This is a genomic window from Citrobacter sp. R56 (assembly GCF_016811995.1).
GTDB classification, from domain to species: Bacteria; Pseudomonadota; Gammaproteobacteria; order Enterobacterales; family Enterobacteriaceae; genus Citrobacter_D; species Citrobacter_D enshiensis.
The window spans coordinates 2,694,461-2,708,205 of sequence record NZ_CP069159.1; the positions used below are offsets into that span (position 1 = coordinate 2,694,461).

The 13,745-nt window shown below is 51.8% G+C and carries 13 protein-coding genes; 8 read left to right on the forward strand and 5 right to left on the reverse strand.

The window, feature by feature from the left end:
• Window positions 1-19: 19 nt before the first annotated feature.
• Both proQ and JM656_RS12820 read right to left on the reverse strand, forming a co-directional pair.
• Entirely contained in the window at window positions 20-706 is a 687-nt protein-coding gene (proQ, locus tag JM656_RS12815) for an RNA chaperone ProQ (protein WP_203358122.1), read from the reverse strand.
• A gap of 97 nt (window positions 707-803) precedes the next feature.
• Window positions 804-1,301 (reverse strand): GAF domain-containing protein, encoded by a 498-nt coding sequence (locus tag JM656_RS12820; protein WP_203361286.1) that lies wholly within the window; start codon window positions 1,299-1,301, stop codon window positions 804-806.
• A gap of 128 nt (window positions 1,302-1,429) precedes the next feature.
• On the opposite strand from JM656_RS12820, the gene yebS reads away from it, so the two are divergent.
• The 5 genes from yebS to JM656_RS12845 all read left to right on the forward strand — a co-directional run bounded on the left by yebS (window position 1,430) and on the right by JM656_RS12845 (window position 7,480).
• The gene (yebS, locus tag JM656_RS12825; protein WP_203358123.1) at window positions 1,430-2,725 is read left to right on the forward strand and encodes a membrane integrity lipid transport subunit YebS; all 1,296 of its coding nucleotides are present in this window, start codon (window positions 1,430-1,432) and stop codon (window positions 2,723-2,725) included.
• On the forward strand, window positions 2,682-5,315 hold the full coding sequence (locus JM656_RS12830) for a PqiB family protein (protein ID WP_203358124.1): 2,634 nt from the start codon (window positions 2,682-2,684) through the stop codon (window positions 5,313-5,315). The genes yebS and JM656_RS12830 overlap by 44 nt, the downstream gene beginning before the upstream one ends.
• A 78-nt stretch (window positions 5,316-5,393) precedes the next feature.
• Entirely contained in the window at window positions 5,394-6,842 is a 1,449-nt protein-coding gene (gene rsmF / locus JM656_RS12835) for a 16S rRNA (cytosine(1407)-C(5))-methyltransferase RsmF (RefSeq protein WP_203358125.1), read from the forward strand.
• 107 nt (window positions 6,843-6,949) lie between these two features.
• Window positions 6,950-7,186 carry a YebV family protein gene (locus JM656_RS12840; RefSeq protein ID WP_192614329.1) on the forward strand — a complete coding sequence of 79 codons (237 nt, stop codon included), beginning with the start codon at window positions 6,950-6,952 and terminating at the stop codon, window positions 7,184-7,186.
• 102 nt (window positions 7,187-7,288) lie between these two features.
• Complete coding sequence (locus JM656_RS12845; protein ID WP_203358126.1) at window positions 7,289-7,480, forward strand: YebW family protein; 192 nt, start codon at window positions 7,289-7,291, stop codon at window positions 7,478-7,480.
• Here JM656_RS12845 and pphA read toward each other — a convergent pair whose 3' ends face one another.
• The 3 genes from pphA to JM656_RS12860 all read right to left on the reverse strand — a co-directional run bounded on the left by pphA (window position 7,481) and on the right by JM656_RS12860 (window position 9,815).
• On the reverse strand, window positions 7,481-8,143 hold the full coding sequence (gene pphA / locus JM656_RS12850) for a protein-serine/threonine phosphatase (protein WP_203358127.1): 663 nt from the start codon (window positions 8,141-8,143) through the stop codon (window positions 7,481-7,483). It lies immediately after the preceding gene.
• Between the two features lie 387 nt (window positions 8,144-8,530).
• Window positions 8,531-9,208, reverse strand: a complete 678-nt coding sequence (locus JM656_RS12855; RefSeq protein ID WP_203358128.1) for an SDR family oxidoreductase — start codon at window positions 9,206-9,208, stop codon at window positions 8,531-8,533.
• A gap of 325 nt (window positions 9,209-9,533) precedes the next feature.
• Window positions 9,534-9,815 carry a hypothetical protein gene (locus JM656_RS12860; RefSeq protein WP_238929145.1) on the reverse strand — a complete coding sequence of 94 codons (282 nt, stop codon included), beginning with the start codon at window positions 9,813-9,815 and terminating at the stop codon, window positions 9,534-9,536.
• Window positions 9,816-10,109: 294 nt separating this feature from the next.
• Between JM656_RS12860 and JM656_RS12865 the strand changes: the two genes are divergently transcribed.
• From JM656_RS12865 to JM656_RS12875, 3 genes are all read left to right on the forward strand, one after another.
• A complete protein-coding gene (locus JM656_RS12865; protein WP_203358130.1) occupies window positions 10,110-10,514 on the forward strand; it encodes a cell envelope integrity TolA C-terminal domain-containing protein in 405 nt (134 codons plus the stop codon).
• 135 nt (window positions 10,515-10,649) lie between these two features.
• Window positions 10,650-11,633, forward strand: coding sequence for an alpha/beta hydrolase (locus tag JM656_RS12870; protein ID WP_203358131.1), 984 nt, complete (start codon window positions 10,650-10,652; stop codon window positions 11,631-11,633).
• Window positions 11,634-12,105: 472 nt separating this feature from the next.
• Entirely contained in the window at window positions 12,106-13,491 is a 1,386-nt protein-coding gene (locus tag JM656_RS12875) for an FAD-binding oxidoreductase (protein WP_203358132.1), read from the forward strand.
• Window positions 13,492-13,745 lie beyond the last annotated feature (254 nt).

Consider the following 13,745-nt stretch of genomic DNA (forward strand, 5'->3'; position numbering starts at 1 on the left):
GCCCGGCCTGGCCTCCGTTTCAGAACACCAGGTGTTCTGCGCGTACAATCAAAGACATACCCGAATTCAGCTGTACACGGACGCCATCTTTGGTGATTTCTAATACGGTGGCATCCATCGCATTATTACCAGCTTTCACCTTCAGAGACTGCCCTACCGTGAGGACTGAAATGTCAGAAACCGGGGTGTGCTGCTCTTCGCGAGGTGCACGAGGTGCTTTCGCTGCCGGTTTCTCAGCGCGAACTTTACGTTCAGCGCCTTCTTTGCGGCGTGGTGCAGGACGCGGCTTACGTTCGCGACGCGGGGCGTCTTCTTTTTCGCCTGCAGCAGCGGCAGCTTCGCGTTTTTTCGCTTGCTGTTCTGCGCGCTGCGCCTGAACGCGAGCTTTTGCCTCTTCAAGCTGCTTACGTGCATGCTCAACGTGCTGCTCATCCAGCTCACCGCAAGGATTGCCATCGAGATCGACACGCGTTGCACCCGGTTTAACACCGTAGAGGTAACGCCAGCTTGAAGTGTAAAGACGTAAAGCGGAGCGAAGTTGAGTCTTGCTAAGGTTCATTTCACCCTCAACGCGCTCTACCAGATCCTGAAAAATGCCAATTTTCAGCGGGCGCGCTTCGCCTTCCGCACTAAAACAGTGAGGAAAACGTTCGGCCAAAAATGCGATAACTTCTTTACTGCTATTCAACTTAGGTTGATTTTCCATGAAATTTCCTGATTACAACGGACGTAGCCAACTAGCCGCAGGCATGAACAGGCGTCATTATAATGACGCCATCAGTAATTGCTACGTTATCCGTTGATTATCCTGCGTCGGCCGCAAAGAATTTTTTGTAATCCGTCATTGCAAGCACCGCCTCAAGCTGTGCAACAAGCTGACGCAGACCCTGTTCATCTTCTTCAGTGAAGCGGCCAAATGCCGTGCTATCAATGTCCAGCACACCCAAAATCCGATTCCCGACCGTCAGCGGCAGTACGATTTCGGAATTGCTGGCGGCATCGCACGCGATATGCCCGTCAAAAGCATGAACATCTTCGATACGCTGAACGCGGTTCTGCGCCACTGCCGTGCCACAGACGCCGCGCCCAACCGGGATACGTACGCAGGCGATTTTCCCCTGAAACGGACCTAATACAAGCGTGTCGTTTTCAAGCAGATAAAACCCCGCCCAATTCACTTCTGAAAGACGTTCATACAACAATGCGCTTGTGTTCGCGAGTGTTGCCAGAAAACTTGTTTCACCTGCCATTAATGCCTGAAAGTCGCGATGAAGATCCGTGTATAACTCTGTTTTGTTCATTTTATAATCACTTGGTTGTCTTACTTTATATTGCAGCCTATTAAAATAAGCATTAAATGCGTTAATGCTCAAGATCATTCCCGTCATGAGTTAAGATTACATAAATCTAACACTTTGATTCGCGATACATGGCTCTTAAAACCCCACATATCACGCCAACGAAAAAAATAGCGGTCAGATCCATCGGCGAGGCATTGCCCCGAACACATTATCACCGTTGCCCTCAGTGCGACCTGCTGTTCAGCCTGCCAAAAATGCGCTCTTACCAGAGCGCGTACTGCCCGCGCTGTCAGGCCAAAATCCGCGACGGACGCGACTGGTCGCTGACACGTCTGGCGGCAATGGCCATCACGATGCTGTTGCTGATGCCTTTTGCCTGGGGCGAACCGCTGCTGCACATCTATTTACTCGGGGTACGCATTGATGCCAACGTGATGCAGGGTATCTGGCAGATGACAAAACAGGGCGACCCGATAACCGGCGCGATGGTGCTCTTTTGTGTTGCCGGTGCGCCGCTGGTGCTGGTGACGTCAATCGCCTACCTGTGGTTTGGCAACATTCTGGGGATGAACCTGCGCCCGGTGCTGTTAATGCTGGAAAGGTTAAAAGAGTGGGTCATGCTGGATATCTACCTGGTCGGCATCGCGGTGGCATCAATTAAAGTGCAGGATTATGCTTTTTTGCTGCCCGGTGTTGGGCTGACTGCCTTCATCGCACTGGTGATCCTCAGTATTCTGACTTTATCCCACCTCAATGTTGAGCAGTTATGGGAACGCTTTTACCCGCAGAAACCGGCCCGGCGTCCCGACGAAAAACTGCGCGTTTGTCTGGGATGTCATTTTACGGGTTACCCCGATCCCCGTGGGCGTTGCCCTCGCTGTCATATCCCACTGCGATTGCGCAGAAAGCAGAGCATACAAAAATGTTGGGCCGCTTTATTAGCCTCTATCGTCTTTTTGCTACCGGCCAACCTAATGCCTATTTCGATCATTTATGTCAATGGCGGGCGTCAGGAAGACACTATTTTTTCAGGTATTATGTCACTGGCGAGCAGCAATGTTGCGGTGGCCGCCGTGGTTTTTATCGCCAGTATCCTGGTGCCATTTACCAAAATAATTGTGATGTTTACACTGTTGACCAGTATCCATTTCAACTCGGTGCTGGGGCTGCAAATGCGTATCCGGCTTCTGCGCCTGGTCACCTGGATTGGTCGCTGGTCAATGCTGGATCTCTTTGTTATTTCATTAACGATGTCTCTGATTAATCGCGATCAGATACTGGCTTTTACTATGGGACCGGCTGCGCTGTATTTCGGCGCAGCGGTAATATTGACTATTCTTTCAGTCGAATGGCTGGATAGCCGCTTACTTTGGGATGCACATGAGTCAGGAAACGCCCGCTTCGCCGACGGAAGCGCAGATTAAAACAAAACGCCGTATTTCGCCCTTCTGGTTGCTGCCGCTCATTGCCCTGATGATCGCCGGATGGCTGGTATGGGGAAGTTATGAAGATCGCGGTAATACTGTCACCATCGATTTTATGTCGGCGGATGGCATCGTTCCTGGCCGAACCCCCGTGCGTTATCAAGGGGTTGAAGTCGGCACGGTGCAAGATATCAATCTGAGCAAAGACCTACGCAAAATCAAAGTTCGCGTCAGTATCAAGGCCGACATGAAAGATGCACTGCGTGAAGATACGCAGTTTTGGCTGGTCACGCCTAAAGCGTCTCTGGCGGGGGTTTCCGGCCTGGACGCGCTGGTCGGCGGCAACTATATCGGCATGATGCCCGGAAAAGGCGAACCCAGCGATCACTTTGTGGCGCTGGATACCCAACCAAAATATCGCCTGAACAACGGCGAATTAATGATCCATCTTCAGGCGCCGGATCTCGGTTCACTCAACAGTGGCGCACTGGTCTATTTCCGTAAAATTCCCGTGGGGCGTGTCTACGACTATGCCATCAACCCCAACAAACAGGGGGTCACGATTGATGTACTGATTGAACGACGCTTCACTAACCTGGTGAAAAAAGGCAGCCGTTTCTGGAATGTCTCGGGGGTGAATGCCGACATCAGTCTCAGCGGCGCAAAAGTGAAACTGGAAAGTCTGGCGGCGCTGGTGAACGGCGCTATCGCGTTTGACTCCCCGGACAACTCTCAGCCCGCCGCGCAGGACGATGCTTTCGGGTTGTACCAGGATCTCGCGCACAGTCAACGTGGCGTACTGGTGAATCTTGAGCTGCCCAGCGGCGAGGGTCTGAAGGCTGGTTCGACGCCATTGATGTATCAGGGGCTGGAAGTGGGTCAGTTAACCAAACTGCATCTCAACCCCGGCGGCAAAGTGACCGGTGAAATGACGGTGGATCCTGCCGTTGTGACACTGCTGCGCGATTCGACACGCATTGAGCTACGCAATCCGAAACTGTCGCTCAGCGATGCCAACCTCAGCGCATTGCTCACCGGAAAAACCTTCGAACTGGTGCCCGGTGAAGGCGAGCCGCGTAGCGAGTTTGTGGTGGTGCCGGGCGAACAAGCCCTGCTTCATGAGCAAAATGTGCTGACCTTTACCCTCACCGCGCCGGAAAGCTACGGCATTGATGCCGGACAGCCGCTGATTCTGCACGGGGTGCAGGTGGGTCAGGTCATTGAGCGTAAACTCACCAGCAAAGGCGTCACATTTACTGTCGCTATCGATCCGCAACATCGCGATCTGGTTCAGGGCGACAGTAAATTCGTGGTCAATAGCCGCGTCGATGTCAAAGTCGGTCTGGACGGCATTGAGTTTCTCGGCGCCAGCGCCAGTGAATGGATAAGCGGCGGCATTCGAATTTTGCCTGGCACCAAAGGCGAAATGAAGGCCAGTTATCCGCTGTATGCCAATCTGGAAAAAGCCGTAGAAAACAGCCTCAGCGACTTGCCGACAACCACCGTCAGCCTCAGCGCCGAAACGCTACCGGATGTACAGGCCGGTTCCGTCGTGCTGTACCGTAAATTTGAAGTGGGTGAAGTGATCACTGTGCGTCCGCGCGCCAATGCCTTTGATATTGATCTGCATATCAAACCTGAATACCGCAATTTGCTGACCAGCAACAGCGTGTTCTGGGCCGAAGGCGGCGCGAAAGTACAGCTCAATGGCAGCGGCCTTACCGTGCAAGCCTCCCCGCTCTCCCGTGCGTTAAAAGGGGCTATCAGCTTCGATAATTTGAGCGGTGCCAGCGCCAGTCAGCGTAAAGGCGACAAACGGATCCTTTATGCGTCGGAAACCGCAGCCCGCGCGGTCGGCGGCCAAATCACCTTACACGCCTTCGACGCGGGGAAACTTGCCGCCGGTATGCCGATTCGTTACCTCGGCATCGACATTGGACAGATCCAGACGCTGGAGTTGATTACTGCGCGCAATGAAGTTCAGGCCAAAGCGGTACTCTACCCGGAATACGTGCAAACCTTCGCCCGGGGCGGCACCCGTTTCTCGGTGATCACCCCGCAAATCTCTGCTGCGGGCGTCGAGCATCTGGATACGATTTTGCAGCCTTACATCAACGTTGAACCTGGACGCGGCAACCCACGTCGCGAATTCGAGCTACAGGAAACCACCATTACCGACTCGCGCTATCTTGATGGCCTGAGCGTCGTGGTTGAAGCCCCTGAAGCCGGTTCGCTGAACATCGGTACGCCGGTTCTGTTCCGGGGAATTGAAGTGGGCACGGTGACGGGAATGACCTTAGGAACGCTGTCTGACCGTGTGATGATCGCCATGCGCATCAGCCAGCGTTATCAGCACCTCGTTCGCAACAACTCCGTGTTCTGGCTGGCATCTGGCTACAGCCTCGATTTTGGCCTGACCGGCGGGGTCGTGAAGACAGGCACCTTTAATCAGTTCGTTCGTGGCGGTATCGCGTTCGCCACCCCGCCAGGCACTCCGCTGGCGCCTAAAGCGCAGGCAGGCAAACACTTCCTGCTGCTGGAAGTCGAACCCAAAGAGTGGCGCGAATGGGGAACCGCGCTCCCTCGTTAACCGCAGAGCTCCGGCGTGCCCGCGCCGGAGCGTTTGTGCTACACTGCGCGCCTGTTTTACTGCCGGTGGTATATTCTTGTGGCTCAACACGCCGTTTATTTTCCTGATGATTTTCTGACGCAAATGCGTGAGATAATGCCTTCAACGCTCTGTTTTGATGATTTTCTTGCCGCCTGCCAGCGTCCGCTACGTCGCAGCATTCGCGTCAACACGCTGAAAATCTCCGTCTCCGCGTTTCTCGAGTTGACGGCCCCTTACGGCTGGTCGCTGACGCCCGTTCCCTGGTGTGAGGAAGGTTTTTGGATTGAGCGTGATGATGAAGAGTCTCTGCCGCTGGGCAGCACGGCCGAGCATTTAAGCGGTCTGTTTTATATTCAGGAAGCAAGCTCAATGCTGCCGGTCGCTGCACTGTTTGCCGACGGGAATACGCCGGAGCGAGTCATGGACGTCGCCGCCGCCCCAGGTTCTAAAACCACGCAAATCGCCGCCAGAATGCATAACCAGGGCGCGATTCTGGCCAATGAGTTTTCTGCCAGCCGCGTCAAAGTGCTGCATGCGAACATCAGTCGTTGCGGGATCAGTAACGTTGCGCTGACCCATTTTGACGGTCGCGTGTTCGGCGCCGCACTGCCAGAAATGTTTGATGCCATTCTGCTGGACGCTCCCTGTTCAGGTGAAGGCGTGGTGCGTAAAGATCCTGACGCGCTGAAAAATTGGTCTGTTGAGAGCAACCTTGACATCGCCGCCACCCAACGCGAATTGATTGAGAGTGCATTCCACGCATTGCGCCCCGGCGGAACGCTGGTTTATTCCACCTGTACGCTCAATCGCGATGAAAACGAAGCCGTCTGTCTGTGGCTGAAAGACACCTGGCCGGACGCTGTTGAATTCCTCCCGCTAGATGACTTATTTCCTGATGCAAAGCGGGCATTAACGCCGGAAGGTTTTCTGCATGTCTTCCCGCAAATTTATGACTGTGAAGGCTTCTTCGTTGCACGCTTACGCAAAACACAGGCTATCCCTGCGCTACCGGTGCCAAAATATAAAGTCGGTAATTTTCCGTTTACACCGGTGAAAAGCCGCGAATCAGCACAGATTACACAGGCGGCCAGCGCCAGCGGCCTGCAATGGGATGAAAACCTGCGCCTCTGGCAACGTGATAAAGAGATCTGGCTTTTCCCGGCGGCTGTCGAAGGGATGATTGGCAAAGTGCGCTTCTCCCGACTCGGCCTGAAATTAGCGGAAACCCATAACAAAGGCTTCCGCTGGCAGCATGAAGCGATCATTGCGCTGGCCAATCCTGAGCACAAAAATGCCTTTGAACTTTCGCCGCAAGAAGCAGAAGAGTGGTATCGCGGTCGCGATGTGTATCCGCAAACCTCTCCGGCCACTGACGATGTTCTGGTGACATTCCAGCATCAGCCGATAGGTCTGGCAAAACGCATTGGTTCGCGCCTGAAGAATAGCTATCCCCGCGAACTGGTGCGTGACGGTAAACTGTTTAGCGGTAATGCCCAGGGTGCATAAAAATAACGCACTTTTTGACTGGCGCTTTTGCCGCCGTTGACTACGCTGAAAATTGGGCGATCGAACTGGTCGTACCACAACCAGCGAATTTCAACGGAGAGCAAATGATGAAAACCAGTGTGCGTATTGGCGCTTTTGAAATTGATGACGGTGAGTTACACGGTGAATCACCGGGGGATCGAACGTTAACCATTCCGTGCAAATCCGATCCCGATTTATGTATGCAACTGGATGCCTGGGACGACGAAACCAGCATCCCCGCCCTCCTCAATGGAGAACATTCCGTTCTATTCCGCACCCGCTACGATCGCCATTCCGATGCCTGGGTCATGCGTCTTGCCTGACTCAAAAAGAACCCGTCGCCAGACGGGTTATTTATTTCTCCCTTTCCCTCCAACGATAACCTCTCCTACACTAACGGTACGGCAGTACAATTTGAGGATGGAATGTTCGCACTGGTACTTTTTGTTTGCTACCTGGATGGCGGTTGCGAGGATATCGTGGTGGATGTCTACAATACTGAGCAACAGTGCCTGTTCTCAATGGACGATCAGCGAATTCGCCATGGAGGCTGCTTCCCGATAGAAGACTTCATCGATGGATTCTGGCTGCCGGCCCAGAAATACAGCGATTTCTGATTACTGCAACTGGACCAACGTCAGTTCGCCACCGAAAACAGCACCGGTATCAATATAGTGCAGGTTATCTATATCCACGCGATGACGTAACGGGGTATGGCCAAACCAGAAGTGATCCGCCCCACTAATACCGCCACCGCGTCCCGCCAGTCGTTCACTCAGACGCGTGCGACTCCACAACACCTCATGCAAGTCGACAGGCTTTTGCCACTGATACTCATCGTCCGGATAATCAGCATGCGCCACAACATGCATGCCATTGTGGCAATGCAGCTCCAGAATCCACGGAAGTTCGCGGCAATCTTCCAGCGCGCGCCTTGCCTGCGCCTGCTGTATTGCCGGTAACGCCATAAACCAGCCCCCGCCATTCATCGACCATAACGAAGGCTCTTCTGATTTCAGCGCATCCATCGCCATTTGCTCATGGTTCCCTCTGATCGCCACCATCCAGTTTTTACGCAGTAACCGGAGGCAGCCCAGACTGTCCGGCCCACGATCGATAACATCACCTACCGAGACCAGCAAATCCTGCCAGGGATCAAAATGGCATTCGCGTAATTTGGCCATCAGCAAGGCGAAGCACCCGTGGAGGTCGCCTACAATCCAGACGTGCCGCCACTGGTTTCCGTCAACGCGCAGATAGACATTATCAGGCTGTTTCATCTCTCCTCCTCTCCCATACGACACACCCCAAAAATTGAATAGCAGAGGCAAAAAACCAGGGCGATTGAGGGGCAAAGTATGGAATTGTTTAAAAAGAGTACAGCGTGTGGCGCAGGTTTGTGCCAGGAAATGACAGCGTATTTTGCACTAAAAAAGAGACGGAATATGGTTCCCGCATTGTCCTGAATTTTATTTTTTCTTTATAATTCGTATAAATAAAAGATTCTTAGAAACAACCGATCTACGTTGTGTTTTTAAAGCCTGCGGTTACAGCTGAAACATCAACGGATTGCGAGGTCTTTTCAGCCAGGCTTTAAGCTGAAAAATACGATGTCCAGATACCCATTCAGGTTTTGTCTCCTGAATGGGCAAAGTGTCTTATTGCGGCTACCAGGTCAGCGGCGTTGAGGTGTAGTCCACGAAATGGTGCCCACCCTTTCCTTGATAACTGTCCAGAACGTTAGCCAGCCCCTTAACGCTTTCTTCAACCGTAAGCGGTGCCTGCGCACCACCCATATCAGTCTGCACCCAGCCCGGATGCAGTGACAGAAGCGTCAGACCACGAGAATCTGTCTCCGGTAACAAGGCGCGTGTCAGCATGTTCAGGGCGGATTTACTTGCCGAGTAGAGAGGCATATCAGCCTGCGTGTTTTCGTTCAGGCTGGCAAGCTTTGAACTGGTGAAGGCCAGGATCCCTGTTCCCGGCTTAACGGCATCAAGCACTAAATTTGCTAACCTGATAGGCGAGAACGTATTGGTCATAAACAAGGACAAGAGCTCTTCTGGCGTCGCGGAACTGACTGACTGAAGCTCCGGACCCTGCACGCCAGCATTAATCAGAATGACATCGTATTGCCCTGGCTGCAGCAACTGACCGAAAGCAGTGCTTTGCTGCACATCATTAATATCGAGAGTCAGCCACGTAATTTCTGGATACGTCTCAGCGCCAACAGACTGCCTGCGCGTTGCAGAGACTGCCCATCCCCGGTGATGCAGCTCCTGACTCAGACCAAGCCCGATCCCCCGAGATGCACCAATGATGAGTGCCTGATGTTGCTTACTCATATTTCCTCCGTTTGAGTATGGTCGGATTACGTCCTGTACCAGAACTCAGTAGCAGTAACCGGATCTTCCGACATCCTGATATCAGTATTTCAATGAGCCCCAGACTGAAGACTGAATGCGAAACGTTAAGATATTACTGTTGAATTAAGCATAAGGAACGTTCAATTTGTGCTGATATGATTTTTTCTGTGCATAGCTAATCTATTTATTGCTGCGGCAGCAAGCACAGTGGTTAAACTCTTTCGGTCCGGATAAAGATAAACATACAGTCGCCATCAGCTAGAATAATTGCTGCTCCTGGAAAAATGAAATAAGGCGCAAGCCATCATTTCATTTTTAACCAAAATGATTCCTGGCAAACATTATGAAATTGTTTCTTCATGGGTCTGATATTCTGTCCAGCCGCATCTGTGACCTCCCAACAGATCCAACATTCAGGACAAACATAAGCGGAACTTTGCATTGCTTCAAGTTCATTGGTGTAGCTGATTATCACACCACTCTCATGAAGCCATACCTTAGAGATAGTCTCAACTTCTGCTAAATCATCTTTTTCCCTGCTCTCTTGAATGCATTTTACTTTCTCTCTGTTTTTAATAGCATTCACATAATACCTTAAGTCGATCATCGCCGGGTTCGTCGCAAAAAATAACTGTGGTAAGAATATATTATCCTATTGCTTCTCCCACAGCATCACAGATGTAACAAAATACGGTCTACCACACACCGTCAACCTTACCGCGTTCTTCCTGACTCCTTGCTGCTATTTTCCAGTCTGACATTCCCCCTAAAATTGGTGGGATTATGAGCCAACAAATCCTTCTTCTGATTTACATGTCATAATGCCCCAGTCATTGGTGTATATCGGTACTTTTTGGAAAAATAATAAACGGACTTAGACATGACCAAATTCTTGATGCTGGTAGTAATGCTAGCAACCATTGCTGGCTGCACTCCACTTACCCCAAAAGATTGCCAGAAGAAAAGCGCTCTTGATTCGTGCTCTTACAAGCGTTCAGGTAAAGTCACCGATAAAGACATTTATGGCGAACAAGCATCAGGTATAAAAAAAGCACTCGATGCAGCACTTACCAAACCACACGCCTGGAATGGTAAAAGATGTAATGTGCATCTGGATTTCAATATGGACGGTACCTTGCAGAATTTCATCATAAAGAGTGGAGATAAGGATTACTGCCGTGCTTTAGCTGAAGCCGCCAGGCGAACAAAATTCCCAGCATTTACTGACCTGCATGTTTACAACGACATGGGTTCTGCTCGGTGGGATATGCACGGACAACCATGAAAAAATATACGCTGACTGTCGGCTTCGTGCCAGCAGCGGACTTTTCTAACGCCGCTGATGTATTAATCAATGGAGAGCAGGCCATATTTATAATATAAATTGACGGGTACGCTGAATTTTACAGGAACATCTCCGATGAATATTGCTGCCTCCATTGCCCTTTTGAGCGCTTGCCCAGTTGTGAGTCTGGCGGCAGTACCGGTGACCTTTTCCGAAACTGTCCTGGATGCCGCAGGGCCAAAAGGCCCTTTGAAAGGCACGTTACTCACCCCGAATTCAAAACCAACAGCCGTTGTTCTTATCGTTCCAGGCTCCGGGCCGACCGATCGGGATGGAAACAACCCGCTTGGTGTGAATGCATCGCCTTACCGACTTCTTGCTGAAGGTCTGGCTGCCAAAGGCTTTGCGACGCTTCGTATCGACAAACGTGGAATGTTCGCTAGCGCAATGGCCGTAGAGGATGCCAATGCGGTGACGATTGCTGACTATGTTGACGACGTTCGATCCTGGGTAGACGTGCTTAGACGTCACATGCACACTCCCTGTATTTGGGTTTTAGGACACAGCGAAGGGGGCGTTGTCGCACTTGCCTCGGCTCAAGAAGAGGATGTGTGCGGCGTGGTTCTTATCGCAACGCCCGGGAGGCCGATGGGAGAGGTGTTGAGGGGGCAACTTAACGCTAATCCGGAAAACGAAATGCTATTAAAGCAGGCACTGCCGATAATTGATGCCCTGGAGCATCGGCGGCGAGTCGATATTACGAATATGCACCCAGCACTGCAAAGTATCTTTAATCCTGCGGTTCAGGGGTTTTTGATCAATGCGTTTTCATATAATCCGGGTCATCTCATTTCGAGTATTTCCAAACCCGTGATAGTGCTACAAGGGCAACGCGATCTCCAGGTGGAAGAAACGGATGCAAGACTGCTTAAGGCCGCGAATCCTCAAGCGTCCCTGGTTATACTGCCCAATATGAACCATGTTATGAAAGAGGTGGCTTCGGACGATCGCAAGGCGAATATCGCGTCATACGCCGAACCCGCGCTCCCCTTAGCTCCCGGTTTAATCGACTCGATTGAGCATTTCCTGATCCACAACTCACCTTTTCCCGAAAAGTAATAGTTGCTCTGCTCGCGGTGTCCTGCCAAAAAACGATTTACTTTTAAAGAGTTCAGCATTCTTTAAAGCATTCGTCTGCTCCTCGCTCTAAACAGACATAGCTAATCTCGAGATTGACTATGAATTTGTATCATCAGTTACTGGAAAGCGATGAGCTAATTAAATAGCTGATCTTCAAATCGCTGAGCTTTTGTCTACCTGTGTTTTCCGCCAGCCAATGGATTTAACATATTCATTAAGTGGCGTACCTTGTTCAGAACCCATGTCAGCAAACCTTCGTTTATGTGTTGTATCCCATAGCCGAACACACCTCTGATTTCTTCATGCAGAGCGGCCTCAGACAGATGAGTGCTCCGGTGCTGATTCTGTTTACGACCACAGTCCACAAACTCCTCATTAAATACCCTTCAAACCATCAGGGGTTGTGAAATCCGCCATAATTAGTAGGGATACTCAAAGGTAGGAGACAATCATGAAGGAGTTACTAAAGCTAAATATCGACGAGTTCAAAACTCACTTCCAAGGGGAGGTGATTCTTCCTGACGATGCAGGCTACGACGAGGTGCGCCAGATCTGGAACGCCATGATCGACCGCAAACCTGCGCTGATCGCCCGCTGCACGTCGCATGAGGATGTGGTCCAGGCCATCGAATTTGGACGAACGCAGAATCTCCTCATTTCGATCCGAGGAGGTGGACACAATATCGCGGGCAATGCCGTGTGCGACGACGGCCTAATGATCGACCTCTCGCTGATGAAGAAAGTGCAAGTGGACCTGGCAACCAACAGGGCTAGCGTTGAACCTGGCTGCACCCTTGGCGATTTTGATAAGGTGGTGCAGGCACATGGCCTTGCCACGCCACTGGGCATCAACTCGACCACCGGTGTGGCTGGCCTGACGCTCGGCGGCGGGTTCGGCTGGCTGAGTCGCAAGTACGGTATGACAATAGACAATCTGCTCTCTGCGGAGGTCATTACGGCAGATGGCAGCCAACTGCACGCCAGCGAATCAGAAAACTCGGATCTCTTTTGGGGGTTGCGGGGTGGAGGTGGCAACTTCGGTGTTGTTACTTGCTTCGAATTCCAACTCCATCCCGTCGGGCCGAATGTATTGAGTGGACTCATCGTGTTTCCGTTTGATCAGGCAAAGTCCGTTATCTCGCAGTTCGCCCAATTCACCGAGACGATGCCGGAAGAGCTCAATGTTTGGATGGTAACGCGCAAGGCGCCTCCGCTACCTTTCCTGCCCGAGGACGTTCACGGGAAAGAGATGGTCGCGCTCGCGCTGTGCTATGTGGGCGACCCTAAAGAGGGCGAGAAGCTTATTGAGCCATTACGCGGGTTTGGTACGGTGCTCGGCGAGCACATCGGAGTGCAGCCCTATATCGCCTGGCAGCAGGCATTCGACCCGCTATTGTCAAAAGGGGCGCGTAACTACTGGAAGTCGCACAACTTCTCGCAACTCAGTGAGGGGGTTATCGATGCCATCATCGAATACGCCGCCAGGTTGCCGTCACCCCAGTGTGAGATATTCATCGGGACAATTGGAGGCCAGACAGCCAGCGTCTCGCCCGAAGCAATGGCCTACTCAAGTCGGGATGCCAACTACGTGATGAATGTGCATGGTCGCTGGGAGTCGGCCACAGAGGATGAGCACTGCATTACCTGGGCGCGCGAATTCTTCGCTAAATCACAACCGTTTGCCAGTAGCGGTGCATACATCAACTTCCTCACCCAGGAGGAGACTGACCGCATCGCCTTCGCTTACGGTGCGACCTGGAATCGACTAGTGGAGCTCAAGAAAAAGTACGACCCGACGAACCTCTTCCGGATGAATCAGAACATCAAGCCGGTATGAGACCAGGTATTGCGCCTGACAGCAGTATGTCGCCAGCACGCTACGTGTACTGCGGATGCTAAACGTTAGGCGCAGTAATGACGCGCATTTATTGGCCACGCAGTTGCCAGTCGACACCTATTTTGGGGTTGAGATGGATATCGACGTGATCCTCATTTCGAGCAGCAATTTTGTCTGCACTGTCCGCTCTTCGCTGATAACCGACGTCATGCCCAGAGCGTGCCAGATATAGTCATTCATTTACACCAAAGATG